This is a genomic window from Pandoraea sp. LA3 (assembly GCF_022696215.1).
GTDB classification, from domain to species: Bacteria; Pseudomonadota; Gammaproteobacteria; order Burkholderiales; family Burkholderiaceae; genus Pandoraea; species Pandoraea capi.
The window spans coordinates 228,141-249,364 of the sequence record NZ_PTPY01000030.1; the positions used below are offsets into that span (position 1 = coordinate 228,141).

The 21,224-nt window shown below is 63.3% G+C and carries 17 protein-coding genes and 2 tRNA genes; 11 read left to right on the top strand and 8 right to left on the bottom strand.

The annotated features are described in order from the left end of the window. Nucleotides 1-2: 2 nt before the first annotated feature. Together C5N93_RS11130 and C5N93_RS11135 are read left to right on the top strand one after the other, a co-directional pair. The gene (locus C5N93_RS11130) at nt 3-725 is read left to right on the top strand and encodes a helix-turn-helix transcriptional regulator (RefSeq protein ID WP_069344026.1); all 723 of its coding nucleotides are present in this window, start codon (nt 3-5) and stop codon (nt 723-725) included. Between the two features lie 40 nt (nt 726-765). Further along, a complete protein-coding gene (locus C5N93_RS11135) occupies nt 766-1,062 on the top strand; it encodes a YciI-like protein (protein ID WP_242559308.1) in 297 nt (98 codons plus the stop codon). 137 nt (nt 1,063-1,199) lie between these two features. Here C5N93_RS11135 and C5N93_RS11140 read toward each other — a convergent pair. The 6 genes from C5N93_RS11140 to C5N93_RS11165 form a co-directional block, all read right to left on the bottom strand. Continuing rightward, nucleotides 1,200-1,275 (bottom strand) — tRNA-Glu (locus tag C5N93_RS11140). A gap of 16 nt (nt 1,276-1,291) precedes the next feature. Beyond that, nucleotides 1,292-1,367 (bottom strand) — tRNA-Ala (locus C5N93_RS11145). A 135-nt stretch (nt 1,368-1,502) separates the two neighbouring features. Then, nucleotides 1,503-2,687, bottom strand: a complete 1,185-nt coding sequence (locus C5N93_RS11150) for a DSD1 family PLP-dependent enzyme (protein ID WP_242559309.1) — start codon at nt 2,685-2,687, stop codon at nt 1,503-1,505. A 49-nt stretch (nt 2,688-2,736) separates the two neighbouring features. Next, nucleotides 2,737-5,838, bottom strand: a complete 3,102-nt coding sequence (locus C5N93_RS11155) for an FAD-binding and (Fe-S)-binding domain-containing protein (RefSeq protein WP_242559310.1) — start codon at nt 5,836-5,838, stop codon at nt 2,737-2,739. Between the two features lie 176 nt (nt 5,839-6,014). Beyond that, nucleotides 6,015-7,292, bottom strand: a complete 1,278-nt coding sequence (locus C5N93_RS11160) for an MFS transporter (protein WP_069343354.1) — start codon at nt 7,290-7,292, stop codon at nt 6,015-6,017. A 202-nt stretch (nt 7,293-7,494) separates the two neighbouring features. Continuing rightward, complete coding sequence (locus tag C5N93_RS11165) at nt 7,495-8,715, bottom strand: aminotransferase class V-fold PLP-dependent enzyme (RefSeq protein WP_242559311.1); 1,221 nt, start codon at nt 8,713-8,715, stop codon at nt 7,495-7,497. Between the two features lie 187 nt (nt 8,716-8,902). On the opposite strand from C5N93_RS11165, the gene C5N93_RS11170 reads away from it, so the two are divergent. Then, on the top strand, nt 8,903-9,619 hold the full coding sequence (locus tag C5N93_RS11170) for a GntR family transcriptional regulator (RefSeq protein ID WP_150721267.1): 717 nt from the start codon (nt 8,903-8,905) through the stop codon (nt 9,617-9,619). A 153-nt stretch (nt 9,620-9,772) separates the two neighbouring features. On the opposite strand, the gene C5N93_RS11175 is transcribed toward C5N93_RS11170, so the two are convergent. Beyond that, a complete protein-coding gene (locus tag C5N93_RS11175; RefSeq protein ID WP_242559312.1) occupies nt 9,773-10,429 on the bottom strand; it encodes a flavodoxin family protein in 657 nt (218 codons plus the stop codon). Nucleotides 10,430-10,988: 559 nt separating this feature from the next. Beyond that, a complete protein-coding gene (locus tag C5N93_RS11180; RefSeq protein WP_242559313.1) occupies nt 10,989-11,825 on the bottom strand; it encodes an IclR family transcriptional regulator in 837 nt (278 codons plus the stop codon). A 288-nt stretch (nt 11,826-12,113) separates the two neighbouring features. On the opposite strand from C5N93_RS11180, the gene C5N93_RS11185 reads away from it, so the two are divergent. The 8 genes from C5N93_RS11185 (at nt 12,114) to C5N93_RS11220 (ending at nt 21,157) form a co-directional block, all read left to right on the top strand. Beyond that, nucleotides 12,114-13,562, top strand: coding sequence for an NAD-dependent succinate-semialdehyde dehydrogenase (locus C5N93_RS11185; RefSeq protein ID WP_242559314.1), 1,449 nt, complete (start codon nt 12,114-12,116; stop codon nt 13,560-13,562). A 122-nt stretch (nt 13,563-13,684) separates the two neighbouring features. Beyond that, the gene (locus C5N93_RS11190; RefSeq protein WP_240493611.1) at nt 13,685-14,977 is read left to right on the top strand and encodes an ABC transporter substrate-binding protein; all 1,293 of its coding nucleotides are present in this window, start codon (nt 13,685-13,687) and stop codon (nt 14,975-14,977) included. A 187-nt stretch (nt 14,978-15,164) separates the two neighbouring features. Next, entirely contained in the window at nt 15,165-16,061 is an 897-nt protein-coding gene (locus C5N93_RS11195; protein ID WP_069343349.1) for a branched-chain amino acid ABC transporter permease, read from the top strand. Further along, nucleotides 16,058-17,065: a branched-chain amino acid ABC transporter permease gene (locus tag C5N93_RS11200; RefSeq protein WP_083254045.1), complete on the top strand. Its 1,008-nt coding sequence runs from the start codon at nt 16,058-16,060 to the stop codon at nt 17,063-17,065. Before C5N93_RS11195 ends, C5N93_RS11200 begins: the two co-directional genes overlap by 4 nt. A 16-nt stretch (nt 17,066-17,081) precedes the next feature. Beyond that, nucleotides 17,082-17,873 carry an ATP-binding cassette domain-containing protein gene (locus C5N93_RS11205; protein WP_242559315.1) on the top strand — a complete coding sequence of 264 codons (792 nt, stop codon included), beginning with the start codon at nt 17,082-17,084 and terminating at the stop codon, nt 17,871-17,873. Next, nucleotides 17,866-18,507, top strand: coding sequence for an ABC transporter ATP-binding protein (locus C5N93_RS11210; protein WP_242559316.1), 642 nt, complete (start codon nt 17,866-17,868; stop codon nt 18,505-18,507). Before C5N93_RS11205 ends, C5N93_RS11210 begins: the two co-directional genes overlap by 8 nt. A gap of 60 nt (nt 18,508-18,567) precedes the next feature. After that, the gene (locus C5N93_RS11215; protein WP_242559317.1) at nt 18,568-19,728 is read left to right on the top strand and encodes an iron-containing alcohol dehydrogenase; all 1,161 of its coding nucleotides are present in this window, start codon (nt 18,568-18,570) and stop codon (nt 19,726-19,728) included. 715 nt (nt 19,729-20,443) lie between these two features. Next, a complete protein-coding gene (locus tag C5N93_RS11220) occupies nt 20,444-21,157 on the top strand; it encodes an autoinducer binding domain-containing protein (RefSeq protein ID WP_242559318.1) in 714 nt (237 codons plus the stop codon). Nucleotides 21,158-21,224 lie beyond the last annotated feature (67 nt).

Genomic DNA, 21,224 nt, shown 5'->3' on the forward strand with positions numbered 1-21,224 from the left:
CCATGCCGATGGCGGCCATGGCGATCGATTACGCGCACAACGAGTTCATTGCCTCGCATTCGCACCGGCGCGGGCAATTGCTATACGCCATCGAAGGGGTGATGATCATCGCGTCGGCCTCGGGCCGCTGGGTGGTGCCGCCAACGCGCGGCGTGTGGCTCGCCGCCGGGCTGGAACATACGGTGCAGATGAGCGGCACCGTGAAGATCCGCACGGTATTCGTCGAACCCGGCAGCGAACCGTTGCCCGACACGAGTTGCGTCGTGGAGATCACGCCGCTCATGCGCGAGCTGATTCTGGCCGCCATCGCCGTGCCGCCCGACTATGCACCGGATTCGCGCGACGCCCGCCTCATGCGCCTGTTGCTCGACGAACTGATTGCGCTGCCGGTGCTGCCGCTGTACCTGCCGTGGCCGACGGACAAACGCTTGCTACGCGTGTGCGACCACTTGAGGCAGTCGCCCTGCGAAGACGCGACCATCGACGACTGGGCCGGGAAAGCCGGTCTGTCGGCGAAGACGTTTCAACGTCGCTTTTCTGCGGAAACAGGACTCACGTTCGGACGCTGGCGTCAGCAGGCGCGCCTGCTGCAAGCATTGGAAGCGTTAGCGCGCGGGGAGAAAATCGTGAACGTGGCGCTCGACCATGGCTACGCCAGCCAGAGCGCATTCGCCGCCATGTTCAAACGCCATTTCGGCGTGCCGCCCTCGGCTTTTTATCGATGACGGCGACATGCCGACATGTCATCGGACAGGAGATATCGACATGCATTACCTGCTGACTTACGACCTCGTCGACGATTACCTCGAGCGTCGCGGCGAATACCGCGACGCCCATCTGGCGCTCGCCTGGGCTGCCACTGAACGCGGTGAACTGCTACTCGCCGGTGCGCTGGAATCGCCAGTGGACGCGGCGGCACTGCTCTTCGAAGGAGAATCGCCAGCGGTAGCCGAAGCGTTTGCGAAAGCCGATCCGTACGTGGTGAATGGACTTGTGAAATCGTGGCGCGTGCGACCGTGGAGAACGGTCGTTGGAAAGACGGCCAGCGCACCGGTGCGGTGAGTCGATGCGGTAAATCGATGCAGTGAATGTCGGCGCACAAAAAACAAAACGCGCTTGGCGGTTAAACCAAGCGCGTTTCTCGACAACCGATCGTACGTCGTGCTTCGGGAGCTTTCCGCGAATCACGCCGCTAAATCTGGCGTCCCCTAGGGGATTCGAACCCCTGTACTCACCGTGAAAGGGTGATGTCCTAGGCCTCTAGACGAAGGGGACCTAAAGTCTTCCGTTTTGGTGGAGGTAAGCGGGATCGAACCGCTGACCTCTTGCATGCCATGCAAGCGCTCTCCCAGCTGAGCTATACCCCCGTACGGCGAAGAAGTGAGACTATAGCGTGCTTTTCCGAACTTGGGAAGCCCCTCACCGAAATATTTTGGTGCAGCGAGATGTCACAGTCATGACCCCATGCCCATCTCGCCAGCGCCAGCCGGTTCGCCGGAAGCTTACTGACTCAGACCGCGCGACTCGATGGGCCACAGCCCTTCAACCCTCCCATGCCGCACAGCCACATACCGGTCGTACAGGTTGACGGTCGGATCGCAATGCCCCGGCACCAGCAGAATCGGCTCGCCAAGCCACGGTGCGCTGTCTTCGTCCGGCGACGCCAGTTCAAGCACGCCATGCTCGTCCGACGCCGTCCGGTAATGCGGCTTGCCCGCCTGCTGCGACGACCAGAAACGCGGCAGCCCCGAATCGGTCGCCACGCTCTTGAGCCCCGCGTCGCACACGATGATGCCGGCGCGCGCCGTGCTCATCACCGTCGACGCCAGAAACAGCCCGTGACGGAAACGCCAGTCGTCGCGCCATTCGAGCGAGCCGTAGTGCCCGTCGAGAAACACATACGATCCCGGCTGAATCTCGGTGTAGACGCCGCTCTCGATATCGAACTCGGCCGTGCCCGTGCCACCGCCCGTCACGACCGGGCAGGCAATGCCGCGCGTTTCGAGAAAGCGCACGTAAGCCGAAGCCCGATCCGCGGCGAGTCGCGCCGTATCACGACGCTTGTCCCAACTGTCGATGTGCTGCGCACTACCGTGATACGCCTGCAATCCGCCGAAGCGCAAACCTTCGTAATGATCGATGGCGTCGACCAGTTGCGCCACGGCGTCCGTCGAATCGACACCGCAGCGCCCCTGCCCCACGTCCACCTCGGGCAACACGCTAATCCGTACACCGGCGCGTTGCGCCGCTTTGCCGAGCGGGGCGACCTGGCGCACGTCGTCGACACACACGGAGAGCGAGACACGCGCGGCCATCGCCACGGCCAGCGCCACACGCGCTTCGCCGACGAACTCGTTGCTGATGTGAATGTTGTCCACACCCGCGTTGGCGAACGGGATCGCCTCGGTGACCTTCTGGCAGCAGATACCGACGGCGCCTGCCGCCAGTTGTTTCCGCGCGATGGTCACGGACTTGTGCGCCTTCGCATGCGGGCGCACCGCCACCCCCCGCGCGGCCGCGGCACTCGCCATGCGGGCGACGTTCGCATCGAACGCGTCGAGATCGAGCAACAGCGAAGGCGTGGCGACCTGCGCAAGCGCATCGCCCACGCGCGCCACGGGCGGCACGGCAATCCCACCGGCCGCAGCGCTTGCAGACGTCGAAACCGTATTGACTGAATCTGGCATCACAATCCTTTGAAGGGCGTTCGCAGAAATTCGCACAAAACGTCGGCCATCAGACGGACGAGGCAACCGGCGAAGCAGGCAACGCACGCGCCAGCACGCGCGCGACGTGCAACGCCTGCGCCTGCGCCTGCGCACCGTCGTGAATCTGATGTCGGCAACTCGTGCCGTCTGCCACCACGATGGCGTTGTCGCTGCGCTGACGTATCGCCGGCAACAGCGTCAATTCCGACATGGCGCGCGACGTGTCGTAATGCTCCGCCTCGTAACCGAAGCTGCCCGCCATGCCGCAGCACGACGATTCGATCGATGATACCTTCAGCCCCGGCACCCATCCAAGCACCGCCGTGACAGGCGAGTAGGCATCGAACGCCTTCTGATGGCAGTGACCGTGCACCAGCGCTTCGCCCACGCCATCCGGCAGCGACTGCCAGGCGACGTCGAGCCGCCCCGCCGCCTTCTCGCGAACCAGAAATTCCTCAAACAGGAACGCGTTGTCGGCCAACTTGCGGGCCGCATCGCCGAAGCCATACCCCAGCACTTCGTCACGCAGCGACAGCAGGCAAGACGGCTCCAGCCCCACGATCGGCACGCCACGCTCGACGAACGGCATCACGGCATCGAGCAGGCGCCGGGCTTCGGCTTTCGCTTCGTCCACCAGCCCCGCCGCGAGGAAGGTGCGTCCGCAGCACAGCGGCCGCTCGCCCGCGCGACGATTGACATGGACGGTGTACCCCGCCGCTTCGAGCACCCGTTTCGCGGCGAGCGCGTTCTCGGGCTCCATATAGTTATTGAACGTATCGACGAACAGCAAGACCTGCCGCTCACCGTGCGCCACCGCGGCCTCGCCCAGCGCGCGCTGCCGATCGAGAAACGACGCCTTCAGCGCGGGCACCGAACGCTCCAGCGCCAGCCCCAGCCAGCGCTTGGCCGCGTTGCTGCCCGGTAAACGCTGCGCCGCATCCAGCAGCCCGCCCACACGACTGGCCCACGGGGCGTAGCGCGGCAGATACGCGATCAGTTTGTCGCGCAACGACACGCCGTGTCGCCTGGCACGTGCATGACGCGCCTCGATCTTGAAACGCGCCATGTCGATGCCCGTCGGGCAATCGCGCTTGCAGCCCTTGCATGACACGCACAGGTCGAGCGCGGCCTTCACGTCGTCGCTCGCGAGCCCCTCCTCGCCCAACTGACCGGAGACCGCCAGACGCAGCGTATTCGCGCGGCCGCGCGTGACGTGCTGTTCGTCGCGTGTGACCCGATAGCTCGGGCACATCGTGCCCGCGTCGAACTTGCGGCAATGCCCGTTGTTGTTGCACATCTCCACGGCGGACGCCAGGCCGTGCGTCGCATCGCTGCCGGTATCGGGCGCGCTCTGCTCGCCGGTCAGGGCATCGCGTTTGACGTTCCACGCCGTCCAGTCGAGCGCCGGTGTGAGGGGCTTTGCCGCGTAGCCCGGCGCGAAGCGGAACAGTTCGCGCGTGTCCATCTTCGGCGGGCGCACCATCTTGTCGGGATTGAAGCGGTTCTCCGGATCGAACAGTTGCTTGATCTCTCCGAACGCCGCATTGATGCGCGGCCCGTACTGCCATGCCACCCATTCGCCGCGACACAATCCGTCGCCGTGCTCGCCCGAGTACGCACCCTTGTATTCGCGCACAAGCGCCGCCGCTTCCTCGGCGATCTCGCGCATCTTCACGGCGCCATCGCGACGCATGTCCAGAATCGGCCGCACGTGCAGCGTGCCGACACTCGCGTGGGCGTACCAGGTGCCCTCCGTACCGTTGCGATGGAACACCTCGGTCAACCGGCGCGTGTACTCCGCCAGATGCTCCAGCGGCACCGCGCAGTCTTCGATGAAGGACACCGGCTTGCCGTCGCCCTTCATGCTCATCATGATGTTCAGCCCCGCCTTGCGCACTTCCCACAGCGCCTTTTGCGGCCCGGCGTCCGGCATCTTCACCACGCTGTCGGGCAGTCCGAGATCGGCCATCAGGGTGGCGAGGTCGTCGAGCTTCGCACGCAACACCGCAGGATCGTCGCCCGCAAACTCCACCAGCAGAATCGCCTGCGGATCCCCCGTGAGCGCCTTTTCGATCACGGGCCGGAACGCTGCGTTATCCATCGCCAGATCGATCATCGTGCGGTCGACCAGTTCCACCGCCACCGGTCCGAGCTTCACGATGTGCTGCGTGAGATCCATTGCCTGATAGAACGTCGGGAAGTTCACGACCCCGAGCGTCTTGTGCTGCGGCAGCGGCGCGAGCCTGAGCGTGATCTGACGGCTGTACGCGAGCGTGCCTTCCGAGCCGACCAGCAGATGCGAGAGATTGGCCACGCCGTCGTCGGTGTACGCGCGCGGGTTGAGGCAATCGAACAGATCGAGGTTGTAACCCGCCACACGACGCAACACGCGCGGCACACGCTCGCGCAGTTCCGCCTGCTCACGCACGGCGATCTCGTGAACGCTGGCGAGCAGCGCCTTCGTGCGGGCATCCGTCGGGGGCGTGTGCAACGAGCCGAAATGCAGTTGCGCACCGTCCGCGAGCACGGCATCGATGGACAGCACGTTGTGCACCATGTTGCCGTATTCGATGGAGCGCGAACCGCACGAGTTGTTACCCGTCATGCCGCCGATGGTGCACTGCGCTGCCGTCGACACGTCGACCGGAAACCACAGCCCGTGCGGCTTGAGCCACGCATTCAGGTGATCCAGCACGATGCCCGGTTCGACGGTCACGGTACGCGCCTCGGCATCGAACGCCACCACACGGTTCAGCCACTTGCTGTTGTCGATGACGAGCGCTTCGCCGATGGTCTGGCCGCACTGGCTCGTGCCCGCGCCGCGCGCGAGCACCGGCACGTGCTGGTCGCGTGCGATGTCGAGGGCGCGGATCAAGTCCTCCTGATCGCGCGGCACCACGACCCCGATGGGGAAAATCTGATAGATCGATGCGTCCGTCGCATAGCGGCCACGGCTCGCGCGATCGAAGAGCACGTCGCCGCGCATTTCACGGCGCAGGCGTTCCTGCAACGGCGTGAGGGCCACGCCGCCGCGCTGCATCGGCATCAGATGCACGGGCTGGCTGACGAGGTTCGGACCCATGGCGGGATGGGGAGAGTGCGGCTCGCGGGCGTTCGATTGGGGATTCATGGCGTGGCTGGCGTAACAGGTCGGCCGGATACCCGGCTGCCCGGCAGGGGCTTTGCGGGGAGATGTCGCGGCTGTCGAACCTCCGACAGCCGCGACGATCAGGGAGACATCGTGCGCTTCATTTTGACTTCGAATGGCGCGTCATTCGTGCACCGGTTCGTGCACCTATCTGCCCATCAGGCAGGCTGGCGCGCATTACTCGTCTGCGCGGCGTCGCCCGCCACCGAGAACTTGCTCTCGGGCTGCATGCGGAAGGCCAGCACCACACCGACGGCCATCAGAATCATGCTGCCCACGAACGGCAGTTCCCAGTTGCCCGTGCGATCGATCAGATACCCCGAGAGCACCGGCGAGATGATCGCCGCCAGCGCCGAACCGGTGTTCATCATGCCGCTGGCCGTGCCCGAGTATTCCGGCGCGACGTCCATCGGGATCGCCCACATCGGGCCGATCGTCATTTCCGCGAAGAAGAAGCCGAACGCCAGACAGGCCATCGACACGTACAGATGGTGCGTGAACATCATCGGCACGAGCGAGATCAGCGTGAGCGCCATGCAGACCGAGACCATCCAGCTACGGGCGCGCTTCAGATTGCCCGTGCGCTCGTAGAGCTTGTCGGTGACGATCCCGCCGAGCGTGTCGCCGATCACACCGGCAAAGAACACGCTGGAGGCGAACAGCGCCGACTTCTTCAGATCGAGGTCATAGCTGTGCAGGAAGTATTGCGGAATCCACGACAGGAACAGCCACAGCGTCCATCCGTAGCAGAAGTACACGATGGTGACGGGCATCATGCGCTTGAACAGCGGGCCCCACGGCACCGAACCGCTCTTGGCCTTGAGCGCCGGCAGCACGGCAAGTTCTTCCGTCGTGATGCGCGGGTGATCCTGCGGACGCTCGGTGAACGTCAGTGCCCACACCGCTACCCAGACCAGACTCACGATACCGCACAGGTAGAACGATTCGCGCCAGCCGTGCGTGGCCATGATGAACACTACGACAGCCGGTGCCACGGCGTTACCGATACGCGAAGCCGCGTGCGTAATGCCCTGCGCAAAGCCCCGCTTCTCCTTCGGAATCCAGCGCGACATGGCCGACGTGGCCGCCGGGAACGTCGCCCCTTCGCCCAGGCCGAGCAACAGACGCGCCAGCAACAGCGTGACGAGACCGCCCGCCATACCGGTCAGGATCGTCGCCACCGCCCACAACGCGCCGCACACGAGCAACGTGCGCTTCGCACCGAAGCGGTCGCTGACCCAGCCGCCGATGATTTGAAAGACCAGATAGGGATAGGCAAATGCCGAGAAGACAAGACCGATTTCCGTCTTGCTCAGATTGAACTCTTTACCGAAGCCGGCCGCAGCCGTACTGACGTTGACACGATCGAGGTAGGTGATGAAATACATGACGCATAGCATCACCAGCACGACCCTTGTCGCTCTGAAAAGCTTCATTGCATGTCTCCTGAAACATCCTGTGAAGCGCCGCCCGCAGCTAGCCGGCAACGCAAAGGTGTTGCTGCGTCACGGGCTCTTCTGTCATGAAGCCCTGTGACGCGTGAATGACAATTAAAGCGTTTACTTCAGAGGCGCTGCTTACCCAGCATTACCGCCACGCGGCGCCCCTCGTCTCCTGGTAAGGACTACTAACGGCAGATCAGGCAGCGACCTTGAGCGACGGCATGTCATTTGCCTGAGCGAGGTAGTCCATGGCGGCCACGACACCCGAACCGGCGAGCTTCACGCCGGAGATTTGCAGGCCCATCTCGCAGCCGGAGAGCGTGGCCATGAGCGTGAGGTCGTTGCAGTCGCCGAGGTGACCGATACGGAACATCGTGCCGCGAATCTTGCCGAGCGCCTGACCGAGCGACATGTCGAAGCGTTCGTAGATGCGCTTGCGCACTTCGTCGGCGTCCACGCCCTGCGGCATCACCACACCGGTGAGCACGGGGCTGTACACGGCCGGGTCCTGACACTGAATCTCGAGACCCCAGGCGTTCACGGCACGACGCGTGGCCTCGGCCAGACGCTGGTGACGCGCGAAGACGTTGTCCAGCCCTTCTTCGAGAATCATGTCGAGCGCTTCGGACAGCCCATAGAGCAGGTTCGTGTTCGGCGTGTACGGCCAGTAGCCGTTCTTGTTCGCCTCGATGATTTCCTGCCAGCCCCAGAAAGCGCGCGGCAACTTCGCCTGCTTGCCGGCTTCGAGGGCCTTCGGCGAGACCGCGTTGAAGCTGATGCCCGGCGGCAGCATCAGGCCCTTTTGCGAGCCCGAAACGGTAACGTCTACGCCCCATTCGTCGTGACGATAGTCCGCCGAGCCGAGGCCCGAAATCGTGTCGACGAGCAGCAACGCCGGATGACCTGCGGCGTCGATGGCGCGGCGCACCGCCGCGATGTCCGACGTCACGCCCGTGGAGGTTTCGTTATGCACCACACACACCGCCTTGATGGCGTGCGCGGTATCGGCGCGCAGACGCGCTTCGATCATGTCCGGCTGCACGCCACGGCGCCAGCCTTCGGTGCCGGGCAGGCCGATGAACTCCGGCTTGAGGCCGAGGTTTTCGGCCATCTTCTTCCAGAGCGTCGAGAAATGCCCGGTCTCGAACATGAGGACGGTGTCGCCCGGCGAGAGCGTGTTCGACAACGCGGCTTCCCACGCACCGGTGCCCGAGGCCGGATAAATCACCACCGGCTGTTCCGTCTTGAAAATCTTCTTGATGTCGGCGAGTACCTTGCGACCGAGGGCGCCGAATTCGGGACCACGATGATCGATCGTCGGATAGCTCATGGCGCGCAGAATACGATCCGGCACCGGGCTCGGACCAGGAATCTGCAGGAAATGGCGACCCGAGGGATGGAAATCGAGCTTCAACATGAACGTCTATCTCCTCTTCAAAAATTCGCTTTTGAATTTTGCATGCAAAATACTTTAGCAGAGCGCGAGACTTTCGCAAGGGGTGAGAAGCGCTTTTAATACAGTCGTTTACCCTAGAGATACGGTTGCCTGATACCGTGCGTTACAATCCCGCCCATACGGCTTGACGATGGCAGGATGATTTTGAATGCAAAACATGGATAACACGTCGACGATTTCCGCCCCAGAGATTCCGCGTGTCGAGCGTCTTCGCTTGCACGATACGGTCGTCGAGCACCTGCGCCGCCTCATCATCGAGGGGGTGCTCTCCCCCGGCGTCAAACTCAACGAGCGCGAGTTGTGCGAGACGCTCGGTATCTCCCGCACGCCATTGCGCGAAGCCTTCAAGGTGCTCGCGGCGGAGGGACTCATCGAGATTGCGCCGAATCGCGGGGCGAGCGTCGCACGCATGACGGAGAAGGAAATTCGCGAGATGTTCGAGCTCATGAGTGCGCTCGAAGCCTTCTCGGGCGAGTTGGCCGCCGAGCGGATGACGCCGGTCGAACTCGCCGAGATCAAGGCGCTGCACTACGCCATGCTCGCGTGCCGCGCACAACAGGATCTGCCGGGCTATTACGCGCGCAATCAGGCGATTCACGATCGCATCAACGAAGCTGCGCGCAACGGGGCCCTGCGTCAGACCTATGTGTCGATCAACCGGCGCCTGATGGCCCTGCGCTTTCGCTCGAACTTCCGTACGGACAAATGGGATCGCGCCATCGACGAGCACGAGCAGATGATCGATGCGCTCGAAAAGCGCGATGGCAAACGTCTGGGCGAGATTCTGCGCAAGCACCTGCTGGCCAAGCGCGACGCCGTCCTGCAAATCCACGCCGAACCGGCAGAGAGCGCCCCGAGCAACTGACGTCACCGCGGGTTTCCGTACCAGGAATCACATCCCGCAAAGACAAACGGCACGCGAGTGAGATCACTCGACGTGCCGTTTGTCTTCACTGGCCTGGCTGCCCCGACGCACGCCCTGCGTGCGGCCGACGCGGCTGGCTTTCCTTCCTTCGCTTTACAGACGACGCTCCGCTGCCTCCAGCGCCCGACGTGCGAGCACCGCCGGCGATTCCAGCACTTCGCCGGCCAGACGCGCCACCAGCGCTGCGACATTGCGGCCGTACTGCTTGCCGGCAATGACATCGGCCGGGTCGAGCGCGTAGGCCGCGTCGACCTCCACGCCCGGTGCCGTGACCGCCGGAAAATCTCCGGCGAAGCGCGTGATTGGCGAACGCGCCGCGCCGCGCATCTCGAAGTCGGTGTCATCGGCTTCGGCGTCGGCCCACACCATGCCGTGCTGTGCAGCCAGCGCGGCAAAGTAGTCGAGCGTGTTGCGCTTGTCTTCGCCCGAACGGCAGCTGAACGAGAAGCCGCCCGCGACCTTGTTGCGCCAGCTACGGGCGCGCCACATGCCGGTGGTCGCGTCGGCAAACGCCTTGAATGCCGTCGCGATACCGCCCTGGAAGGCCGGTGCGCCGAAGATGATGGCATCGGCTGCGGCCAGACGCGACAGCATGGCTTCGTCGTGCCATTGCCCATCGACGAACTGGTGCGGCTCGATGCTGAAAAGTTGTGCGTGTGCGCCGGCGTCGTTCACGCCTTGCGCGACGGAATGAGCAATCATGGCGGTCGCGCCGCCTTGCGAGTAATAAACGATTGCGATATTGGACATGGCGTAGTGCTTCCCTATTGGATGTCCGCCCCATGGCACCGCCGGGATCGCGCTTCCCTACGCTTCCTCTGGCTTGTCTGGACATCAGTCAAGGCCAGATAATGCCAGTGATAACCCCTAGGGAATAGCCCGCATTCGTGGACATGACTGTTCCGCTAAAGATAACAATCGAATGACTGCGGGACGCTGTCGGACGACGAACGTGAAACTGACAGGCAGATGACGGCACGCTGACAGCGAAGCCGGGCGGTGAAAACACGCCGCAGAGCGAGGGATCGCGCGGTGCGCGATGCGCACGCACGCGCTGGCCGCGACCGAAGGGCGTGAATGCTCAATTCACGTGCGATTCGCCTTCAATTCCCCTGTAAATCGCGGGGCAATTATAGGGAGATTCGCGGCGTCAGGCGCAGCAGGTTGCGTGCGTTTGCGAAACAGTTCCCCGAATACGACGTGAGATCCATTCAATGACACACGAACGTCACGTCCGACACATGACTGCGTTTTCCCCCATCCGCATGAGGGTTTTCGTGACGTTTCGTGAGGATGTCGCCACGCAATCTCAACGCCGCGACGGCGCGCCAAGACGCACCGACAACTGATCGGCCAGCTCGCGCATCTGACGCCCGATCCGCTGCCCGGTCTGCGCGTCGATTTCGTTGGTCAGGAAACTGACCGCCAGTCCCGCGACGGCACGCTCGCCACTCGCATCGAACACCGGCGCGCCGAAACAGATCATGCCCTCGCGCATCTGCCCGTTATCGATCGAGTAACCGTCGCGCCGCACCTGCGCCATTTCCTCCGCCAAAGCCGGATACGTACCCACACTGGCGCGCGTGAGCGGCACCGGCCAGGCGCCCGCGAGCAGGTCGGCCGCCTCGCCCGGCGGTAGCGTCGAGAGCATGGCCTTGCCGGTGGCGGTGTACGGCGCGGGCAAGCGCATGCCAATGCGGAACGTCACGCCCAGCGGGCGATTGCCGTTATGACAGGCCAGATAGATGACCTCGGCGCCATCGAGCACGGACAGCGTCACCGTCTCCTGCGCAAACGCACGCGAGGCTTCCCAGACCGCCCGGAACTCCTCGGTGATATTGGTCTGCGACAGAAACGCGTTCGCCCATCCCATCACGTACGACCCCATCGTCATGCCGCCATTGGCGTGACGCTTCACCAGCCGCAGCTTGACCAGCGTATCGCACAGCCCATGCAGCGTGCTCTTGGGCACGCCGGTCTCCCGCGCCAGATCGGCCAGCGCCACCGGTTCAGACGAGGCCGCAATCACATCGAGGATGTGCACCGCGCGCACCACGGCAGGCGCGGTGGTCTTGAGCGGCTCGTCGGAATGGGGGGCAGCAGCGAGAGAGGCGTTGGCAGGCAGATCGAGTTTGCGCTTTGGCATGAATCGGAAGTCTCGGGGATCTCTGGAAAAGTTGTCGACATCGTGCTGCGGCGCGGGTCACGTCTTCATGCCGGGCGCGCACGCCGCCAGCATGGTACGGGCAAGTCATTCTCATTGACGCCCTAGGAAAACCCCTTAGTTGCACCCGAAACGTTCAATACGTAGAATCACATTCAATACATAGAATACTGTTCAATAGATCGAACGGCAAGCGACAAACTGAGACACTGCCGCGGGCCGCTCCTCGTTCCTTCCAGAAGGAAACGCCGGCATCGCCGGCCAACTGCCATGCAACTCAAAGACACCCAACTCTTCAAGACACTCGCCTGGGTCGACGGTCAATGGATCGCGGCTGACAGCGGCAAGACTTTCGACGTGCTCGACCCCGCCACCGGCGAAGTACTGGCGAAGGTGCCGGAACTCGGCGCGGAAGAAACCACGCGTGCCGTGGCTGCCGCCGAAGCGGCACAAAAGCCGTGGGCCGCACGCACCGGCAAGGAGCGCGCCAATGTGCTGCGCCGCTGGTTCGACCTGATGATCGCGAACACGGAAGATCTCGCGTACCTCATGACCCGCGAGCAGGGTAAGCCGCTGTCCGAAGCACGCGGCGAAATCGCTTACGCCGCCAGTTTCATCGAGTGGTTCGCCGAAGAAGCCAAACGGGTGGATGGCGACGTGCTCGCCACGCCCGCCGCCGACAAGCGCATCGTCACGCTCAAGCAGCCGGTCGGCGTGTGCGCGGCCATCACGCCGTGGAACTTCCCGGCAGCGATGATTACGCGCAAGGTCGCGCCGGCGCTGGCCGCCGGCTGCGCCATCGTCGTCAAGCCGTCGGAACTCACGCCGCTGTCCGCCTTCGCGCTAGCCGAACTCGCGCACCGCGCCGGTATTCCGGCCGGGGTGTTCCAGGTCGTCACCGGTGACGCCCGCGCCGTGGGTGGCGTGCTGACGTCTCACCCGAGCGTGCGCAAGCTGTCGTTCACCGGGTCGACCGGCGTGGGCCGCCTGCTCATGGCGCAGTGCGCCCCCACGATCAAGCGCCTGTCGCTGGAACTCGGCGGCAACGCACCGTTCATCGTGTTCGACGATGCCGATATCGATGCCGCCGTCGAGGGCGCGCTCGCAGCGAAGTACCGCAATGGCGGTCAGACGTGCGTCTGCGCGAACCGCTTCTATATTCAGGACGGCATCTACGACACCTTCGCCGAGAAGTTCGCCGCACGTGTGGCCGAGATGAAGGTCGGCAACGGGCTGGAAGACGGCGTGGTCATCGGCCCGCTGATCGAAGGCAAGGCCGTGGACAAGGTCGTGACGCTCGTGGAAGACGCCAAGTCGCGCGGCGCACGCGTGCTCGTGGGCGGCGCCGCGCATGCGCTGGGCGGCACCTATTACGCGCCGACCGTGCTCGCCGACGCCACCGCGCAAATGCGCATGGCCCGCGAAGAAATCTTCGGCCCGGTCGCCCCGCTCTTCCGCTTCACCCGCGACGAAGACGCCATCGCGCTGGCGAACGACACCGAATTCGGCCTCGCCGCCTATCTGTATACACGCGACATCGCACGCGCCTGGCGCACGTCAGAGGCACTAGAGTACGGCATGGTCGGCCTGAACACCGGCCTCATCTCCAACGAAGTCGCCCCGTTCGGCGGCATCAAGCAATCCGGGGTGGGCCGCGAAGGCTCGCGCTACGGCATCGAGGAATACCTCGAAATGAAGTACCTGTGCCTGCAAGTGTGAGGTAAGGGGCCGGCCGGATGACGTCAACGCCTCCGGCCGGCCCGGGCACCGCACCGGGGCATCAGACTCCGCACGTCCCAAAGTCGACCGGCAAGGTCGCAACACCACCAAAGGAAACCAGTATGAAGCGCGTCATCCAGCGCGGCATGAAGCCGCTCGCTCTCGCACTTGCGGCCGGCGCCGCCATCGCCTCGGTTGCCACCACGGCACACGCCGATGCGAAGCCGATCAAGATCGGCATCGTCACCTTCATGTCGGGCGCCGCGGCCGGTCCGTTCGGTGTGCCGGCGAAGAACGCCGCAGAAGTCACCGCAGCCGAACTCAACGCCGGCAAGGTGCCTGCGCCGTACGCCACGAAGGGCTTCGGTGGCGCGCCGATCGAACTCGTCTACATCGACGAAGCGGGCAGCACGAGCAAGCAGGTCAGCGAGTACCGCAACCTGCTCAATCAGGGCGTGGACTATGTCGTTGGCTACACGTCGTCGGGCAACTGCCTGGCCATCGCCCCGGTCGCCGAAGAAATGAAGAAGGTCACGCTGTTCTTCGATTGCGGCACGCCGCGCGTGTTCGAAGACGCCAGCTTCAAGTACGTGTTCCGTCCGGTCGCCACGGCCACGATGGACAACGTCGGCGCCGCGCGTTACGTCGCCGAGCGCAAGCCCGATCTGCAAACGTACGCCGGGATCAACCAGAACTACGCCTGGGGTCAGGACGCCTGGGCCGACTTCGAAGGCACGCTCAAGGTCCTCAAGCCGAACGCGAAATCCGTGAGCTCGCAAATGCCGCAACTGGGCGCGGGTCAGTACAACGCCGGTATTTCGAGCCTGCTCGCCGCACACCCGGATGTGCTGCATTCGAGCTTCTGGGGCGGCGATCTGGAAGGTCTCGTGGTGCAGGCCGGACCCCGCGATCTGTTCAAGAAGTCGCTGACGGTGCTGACCGCCGGTGAGACCGCCACGCACGGCAAGACCCGTCTGCCTGACGGCGTGATCATCGGCGCACGCGGCATGTACGGCATGTTTGCCCCGGACAACGCGCTGAACCGCTGGCTGCGCACGGCCTACAGCGCCAAGTTCAACGACACCCCGAGCTACCCGTCGTACAAGATGAACCAGAGCATTCTGGCGCTCAAGGCCGCCTATGAGAAGGCGCAGGCGGCCAACGGCGGCAAGCAGCCGACGCCCGAGCAGGTCATCGCGTCGTTCGAACATCTCGCCTTCGACGCACCGGCCGGGAAGATCGGTCTGACGCTGGGCAAGGGCCATCAGGCCGCGCAAGGCACGGCGTTCGGCATCGTGAAGAACGTGAATGGCAAGGTCACCGTGACCGACGTGAAGCAGTACTCGATCGCGGAAGTCACGCCGCCCGAAGGCGTGAAGTCGGCCGACTGGATCAAGGGCGGCCTGAAGCACTAAGTCCAAGCCCTACGCCCGCATCACCGGGGCATCAAGACGTAATTGAAGACGTCCTTCAGGACGTTTTACAAGGCACCAAGCCGGGACGGGCGAGTCCGCTCGCCCTCCCGGAAATGAAGCAGTACCCGCAGAGCCGGACCGACGCACCTAAGTCGCTCCCCGCTCTGCGTTCCAAGGAGAATGCGAGATGTCGCAGATCTACGCCGTCCTGGTGGACGGGGTGATGTACGCCGCGTGGCTGTTCCTGGTTGCTCTGGGACTGACCCTCGTCTACGGCGTGCTCAAAATCTTGAACATGGCACACGGCAGCCTCTACGCGTTGGGCGCGTACGCCGGCGTGACGCTGATCGGCCCGTGGGTCGCCCAGGGCGGCAACCTCTACGTGAGCTATCTGTTGCTCGTGCTGGCGGCCATCGTCGCCGGCGGCGCGATTGGCTTCATCATGGAGCGCGGCATTCTGAAGCGCTTCTACGGGCAGGACCCTGTGGTGCTGCTGCTCGTGACATACGCCCTCTTCCTGATCATGGAAGACGCGATCAAGCTCGTCTGGGGCGTCGATCCGTATTCGGTGTCCGAGCCGTACAGCTTCCTCGGCAACTTCGATCTCGGCGACCTTTCCTATCCGAACTACAACTTCCTGATCGTGGGCGTGGCGCTCGTCGCCGGCATCGGCCTCACGGCGTTCCTGAAGTACACCCGTAGCGGCCGTCTGCTGCGCGCGGTGATTCATGACCGCGAAGTCAGTCAGGCGATGGGCATTCGCGTGAGCCGCTACTTCGTGGTGACGTTCATGGCAGGCGCCGTGCTCGCGGCCATCGGCGGTGCGCTCACCGCCCCCACGGTGTCGGTCGCGCCCGGCATGGGCGTCGAGATCGTGGTGCTCACGTTCGCGGTGGTCGTCATTGGCGGACTCGGCTCGCTGCCCGGCGCAGCGTTCGGTGCGTTGCTCGTGGGCCTGGTACGCGCCAGCGCCGTGCACTACTGGCCGCAAGGCGAGCTGTTCTCCATCTACATCGTCATGGCGCTGGTGCTGGCTGTGCGTCCGAAAGGCATCTTCGCTCCGCTGGAGGCTCGCAAGATATGAGTTCCGCAATCTGTTCCCAACTGCGCGCGCCCGGCACGTGGCTCGCCGTGGCCGGCTTCGTGGTGATCGGCGCCGCTGGCCTCGCACTGCCGCAGTGGCAATTTCTGGTGTCGGTGGCGTTGTCCAAGGGCATCGTCGCGCTGGGTCTCGCGCTGCTGTTGCGCACCGGACTCGCGTCGTTCGGTCAGGCGTTGTTCTTCGCCGTCGGCGCGTATTGCGTCGGCCTTGGCATGAACTATTACGGCCTGACGGAGCTGTTCGCACTGCTTGCCCTCTCGATGGTCGTCTCGGCAGTGCTCGCGTTCGTGCTCGGCTTCCTGCTCGCGCGCTATCGCGACATCTTCTTCGCGATGCTCACGCTCGCGCTGTCGATGATCTGCTATGGCCTGCTGCTCAATAACGTCGAACTCGGCGGCAGCGACGGCTTCAACGTGAACGCGCCGACGCTCGGCAGCAGTGCCGAGCCGTGGCAACTCACGGGCACGAACCTGTTCGCCGTGGGCTTCATTGCGGCCATCGTGTGCGTGATGGTCGTGGCGCTGTACATGCGCTCCACGCCGGGACGTCTGGGCCCCGCCATCAAGGACAACGAGATCCGTGTGGAGTATCTGGGCACGTCGGCTCGCGCGAACATTCATCTGACGTACGTGATCGCCGGCGCGCTCGCCGGACTGGGCGGCGCGTTGCAGGCGTTCAACATCGGGCACATCGATCCGGACATGGCGTTCTGGACGACCTCGGGCGAATTCGTCTTCATCGCCGTGCTCTCCGGCACCCGCTTCGCCTTCTCGCCGTTCATTGGTGCACTGCTGCTGGAAGTCGCACGCGCCATGGCCTATCGCTATGCCCCGAACACGTGGCAGATCGTGATGGGCGCGATCATGCTCGCGATCATTGCGTTCCTGCCGGGCGGGCTGACGAGTCTGGGCCTGGGCCGTCGCAAGTCCACGGCGGCGCATCCGGTCACGCAGACGTCGACCGCCACCGCCTCGGGCGATGCCTGATACGAAGGGGCCCCCTATGACATCGAAACACATCATTGAAGCCACGGGTCTGCACAAGACCTTCGGCAGCGTCACGCCCGCGAAGGACATCACCGTCAACATCGACGCGCAGAGCGTGGTCGGACTGATTGGCACGAACGGCGCGGGCAAGACGACCTTCGTCAACATGCTCACGGGCTATATCAAGCCGGATCGCGGTGAAATCGTCTTCCGTGGCAAGCGCATCACGGGTCTCGCGCCGCGCAAGATTACGCGGCTGGGCATCGCGCGTTCGTTCCAGATTCCGCAGCTCTTCGGCTCGCAGACCGCACGCGAGAACATCGAGATCGCACTCGCGATCTCCGGTCTGCCCGCCGAGCTGGCCAACGAGAGTCTGGCGCGTCTTGGCGTGCTGGAGTTTGCCGACATGATTTCGGGCACGCTGCCTGAAGGCGTTCGCAAGCTGCTGGACATCGCGCTCGCCATGGTCTGCAAACCGGAAGTCCTGCTGCTCGACGAGCCGACCTCGGGCGTGGCCGCGGAAGAGAAGTTCGACGTGATGAACCGCGTGCTCGACGCCGCGCGCGCGCTCGGCATCACGGTGCTCTTCGTCGAACACGACATGGAAATCGTGCGCCGTTACAGCCATCGCGTGCTGGCATTCTGCGACGGCCGCATTCTGGCCGACGGCACCCCCGACGTGGTGCTGGCCGACGCACAGGTGCGCGAATTGATCATTGGCGAGACGGTGGCTGCGACGCCCGCTGCCGGCCATGCAGCCCATTCAGGAAATGCGGGAAATACGACAGCCGGAGTGCACCATGCTTGAAGTCGACAACCTGAACGTGCGCTTCGGCGCGACCGACATTCTTCGCGGGGTGCGCTTCTCGGTGCCGAAAGGCGCCATCGTCGGCCTCATCGGCCGTAACGGCGCAGGCAAGACCACCACGCTGCGCGCGATCATGGGACTGGTGAAGTCCAACGGCGGCTCGCTGTCGTTCGACGGTGTGGATCTGGTCAAGGCGCCCTCGCACGAACGCACGTCGCTGGGCATCGGCTACGCGCCGGAAGATCGCCGTCTGATTCCGGACATGACGGTCGAAGAGAACCTCTGCGTGCCTGCCTGGGCACTGAAGGCGAAAGACGTGCAAACGCGTCTGGACAAGGTGTATCGCATCATTCCGGAAGCCCGCGAATGGGCGCCGCGTCGCGCCTTGCAATTGTCGGGAGGTCAGCAGAAACTGGTGGCCGTCGGACGCGCCCTGATGACGAGTTCGCGCCTGCTGATGCTCGACGAACCGTTCGAAGGCGTGGCCCCTGCACTGTCGAAACGCATTGCCGAAGTGATCGGACAGATGCGTGGCGAAGGCCTTGCCGTGATTCTCTCCGGCGCCGACTTGCAGCACGCCGGCGCCGTGCTCGACGACGTCTACCGAATCGATCGCGGCCAGATGGTCGTGTAACGCCAGCCGTCGCCCCGGTCGTATCGCTCATTACCCACAAGCTTCACAAGGAAAACGATCATGAATGCGTTTCGTTTCCAGACGGTCCCCACCGTCGTCGTCGAATTCGGTGCAGCGCGCCGTCTCGGCGCCCTGCTGCGCGAGCAGTTTCCCGCAGGCAAGCGTCTGTGCGTCGTCACGGACGGCTTCCTGCACAAGAGCGGCTTGCTCGCCCCGGCGCTGGCCGATCTGGCCAAACACGACTGGCAAGTCGCCGTGATCGACGACGTGATCGCCGATCCGCCCGAGCACGTGGTGCTCGAAGCCGCCGAGCGCGCACGTGCCGCCGACGCCGAGATCGTGCTGGGTCTGGGCGGCGGTTCGTCGATGGACGTGGCCAAGCTGCTCGCCGTGCTGCTGCCGGGCACGCAGTCGATCAAGGAGATGTACGGTGTGAAGAAGGTGACGGGCTCGCGCCTGCCGCTCGTCCAGATGCCGACGACCGCCGGTACCGGCTCCGAAGTCACCGCCGTGTCGATCGTCACGACCGGCGAGACGACGAAGATGGGTGTGGTCGCACCGCAACTCTTCGCGGATCTGGCGATTCTCGACGCGGAACTCACGCTCGGCCTGCCGCGCGCAGCCACCGCCGCCACTGGCATCGACGCGATGGTGCACGCCATCGAAGCCTACACGTCTGCGCATCTGAAGAACCCGATCTCGGACATGCTCGCCGTCAAGGCGCTGGAACTGCTCTCGCGCAATCTGCTACCCGCCTGCAACGACGGCAACGATCGCCGCGCGCGTGAAGCGATGCTCGTGGGCGCCATGTTCGCCGGACAGTCGTTCGCGAACTCGCCGGTGGCTGCCGTTCACGCGCTGGCCTATCCGATCGGCGGCATCTTCCACGTCGCACACGGCCTGTCGAACGCCCTGGTGCTCTCTCACGTCATGCGCTTCAACGCGAGCGCCGCGAGCGCGCTTTACGCCGAACTGGCCGACGTGATTCTGCCGGGCGGCGCCACGGGCAGCGATGAAGCGAAGACCGATGCCCTCATCCGGCACATCGAATCGATGATCGTCGACACCGCCATTCCCCGCACGCTGCGCGAAGTCGGCGTCAAGCAGGATGACATCGCGCGCATGGCCAGCGACGCCATGCTCCAGACCCGCCTGCTGGTGAACAACCCCCGCGAAGTGAAGGAAGCCGACGCTTTCGCAATCTACAGCGCGGCGTTCTGAGCGGGGCTTTGAGCGGCCTCACGATGGCTCGGGCGGCGTGCCTGCCCGAACCCCGTGAGTGCCGCGCCGTGCGCTATCGCATATTGTGTGCAAATTAACTCAACGAGATCGAAGACAATAAATCAACTTCTTCAACCATCCGTTTGATAAAGCGATAACACACGGGCACCAGAATCCAAATACCAATTAAATGAAAAATTAATTAACACTTGCAAAATTAAGCATAAACCCCTAGCATCACTGAAAATCATTCTCAACAAAACATCGGGCAAAAAAATACAAGTACAGCAGCCCCATAAACGAGTGTGATTTTCAGACAAATTTTTTAATTCTACGCCGAAAAAAACAACGAAATAATATCTTGAAATTCGAGAGGTCTCGTTTTTCGATATTTTCGATGCGCACATTGAAATCGCCTAACTCGCTTGATATTCTTCAGCGCATCGGTGTACGAATCTAAGTTCATACATGCAACCAGCGTTGCTCGACACCGATACGTAGCTTTCGATTTATTGCATTGCCACGGCGTGCGAAACGATTGCAAACGTCAGCGACACCATCTTTTTTGTATTCAATTTAAAACTCCGACGCATTAAATCGACCCAGGGGCCGGCATGGTGACATTCACCGTGAAGGGGCGTCTTGCGCTTTGGAAAATGGTGTCTCTAACAACAGTTGAACGCACAAGCATCAGCCTCATTCCCCTGGAGACATCATGTCTGCCTTGATGCATTTGCTTGAGACCATTCACGACGATTGCAACGGGATTACCGACTCCCAGAAGCTTTTTCAGCGAATCGATTCGTTTTCCAAACGCATTGGATTCGAATATTGCTGCTACGGCTTTCGTCATCACCGTAGCGCGACACAATCAGAAGTCCGAGTCTTCGACAGCTATCCGACCGGATGGATGGCGCACTATGGCGCGAGCGGATATCTGGACATTGATCCAACGGTCGCCGTTGGTGCGCATACGGATCAGCTTTTGTCCTGGCGCGATCCCGCCTTGCCTGCGGCGCCCGAGTTATGGCGTGACGCTAACGACTTCGGTCTCAACCACGGCGTTGCGCGATCGAGTTGGGGCCCTCACGGCGAGTTCGGGTTGCTGAGTTTCGGTCGCTCGACAGAAATCCTCACTTCCGTCGAGCTGAACTCATTGCAGATCGGCATGGGTGTCCTGGCAAACTACACACACGAGTCGATGAGCCGATTGCTGCGCCCGCAACGGCCGCCATTCGACATCATGTCGTTGTCGACCCGGGAACGTGAGGTGCTGCTCTGGACCGCAGAAGGGAAAACCGCCGATGAAATCGGCGACATTCTGGGTATCTCGACACGCACGGTCAACTTTCATATTCGCAACTGCCTCGACAAGACAGGTTGCAGGAACAAGGTACAAAGCGCTATCCGGCTCGTAATGTGGCGTTAATACGGCGATAGCTTAGGGTTGCCGTCAAGACATCGAGGACACGGGAAGCGCCGGCGCAGCGATGCGC

Bases quoted from the DNA above. Each gene is read 5' to 3' on its own strand.
- C5N93_RS11130 (WP_069344026.1), top strand. From the start codon at position 3: ATGCCGATGGCGGCCATGGCGATCGATTACGCGCACAACGAGTTCATT.
- C5N93_RS11135 (WP_242559308.1), top strand. From the start codon at position 766: ATGCATTACCTGCTGACTTACGACCTCGTCGACGATTACCTCGAGCGT.
- C5N93_RS11150 (WP_242559309.1), bottom strand. From the start codon at position 2,687: ATGCCAGATTCAGTCAATACGGTTTCGACGTCTGCAAGCGCTGCGGCC.
- C5N93_RS11155 (WP_242559310.1), bottom strand. From the start codon at position 5,838: ATGAATCCCCAATCGAACGCCCGCGAGCCGCACTCTCCCCATCCCGCC.
- C5N93_RS11160 (WP_069343354.1), bottom strand. From the start codon at position 7,292: ATGAAGCTTTTCAGAGCGACAAGGGTCGTGCTGGTGATGCTATGCGTC.
- C5N93_RS11165 (WP_242559311.1), bottom strand. From the start codon at position 8,715: ATGTTGAAGCTCGATTTCCATCCCTCGGGTCGCCATTTCCTGCAGATT.
- C5N93_RS11170 (WP_150721267.1), top strand. From the start codon at position 8,903: ATGCAAAACATGGATAACACGTCGACGATTTCCGCCCCAGAGATTCCG.
- C5N93_RS11175 (WP_242559312.1), bottom strand. From the start codon at position 10,429: ATGTCCAATATCGCAATCGTTTATTACTCGCAAGGCGGCGCGACCGCC.
- C5N93_RS11180 (WP_242559313.1), bottom strand. From the start codon at position 11,825: ATGCCAAAGCGCAAACTCGATCTGCCTGCCAACGCCTCTCTCGCTGCT.
- C5N93_RS11185 (WP_242559314.1), top strand. From the start codon at position 12,114: ATGCAACTCAAAGACACCCAACTCTTCAAGACACTCGCCTGGGTCGAC.
- C5N93_RS11190 (WP_240493611.1), top strand. From the start codon at position 13,685: ATGAAGCGCGTCATCCAGCGCGGCATGAAGCCGCTCGCTCTCGCACTT.
- C5N93_RS11195 (WP_069343349.1), top strand. From the start codon at position 15,165: ATGTCGCAGATCTACGCCGTCCTGGTGGACGGGGTGATGTACGCCGCG.
- C5N93_RS11200 (WP_083254045.1), top strand. From the start codon at position 16,058: ATGAGTTCCGCAATCTGTTCCCAACTGCGCGCGCCCGGCACGTGGCTC.
- C5N93_RS11205 (WP_242559315.1), top strand. From the start codon at position 17,082: ATGACATCGAAACACATCATTGAAGCCACGGGTCTGCACAAGACCTTC.
- C5N93_RS11210 (WP_242559316.1), top strand. From the start codon at position 17,866: ATGCTTGAAGTCGACAACCTGAACGTGCGCTTCGGCGCGACCGACATT.
- C5N93_RS11215 (WP_242559317.1), top strand. From the start codon at position 18,568: ATGAATGCGTTTCGTTTCCAGACGGTCCCCACCGTCGTCGTCGAATTC.
- C5N93_RS11220 (WP_242559318.1), top strand. From the start codon at position 20,444: ATGTCTGCCTTGATGCATTTGCTTGAGACCATTCACGACGATTGCAAC.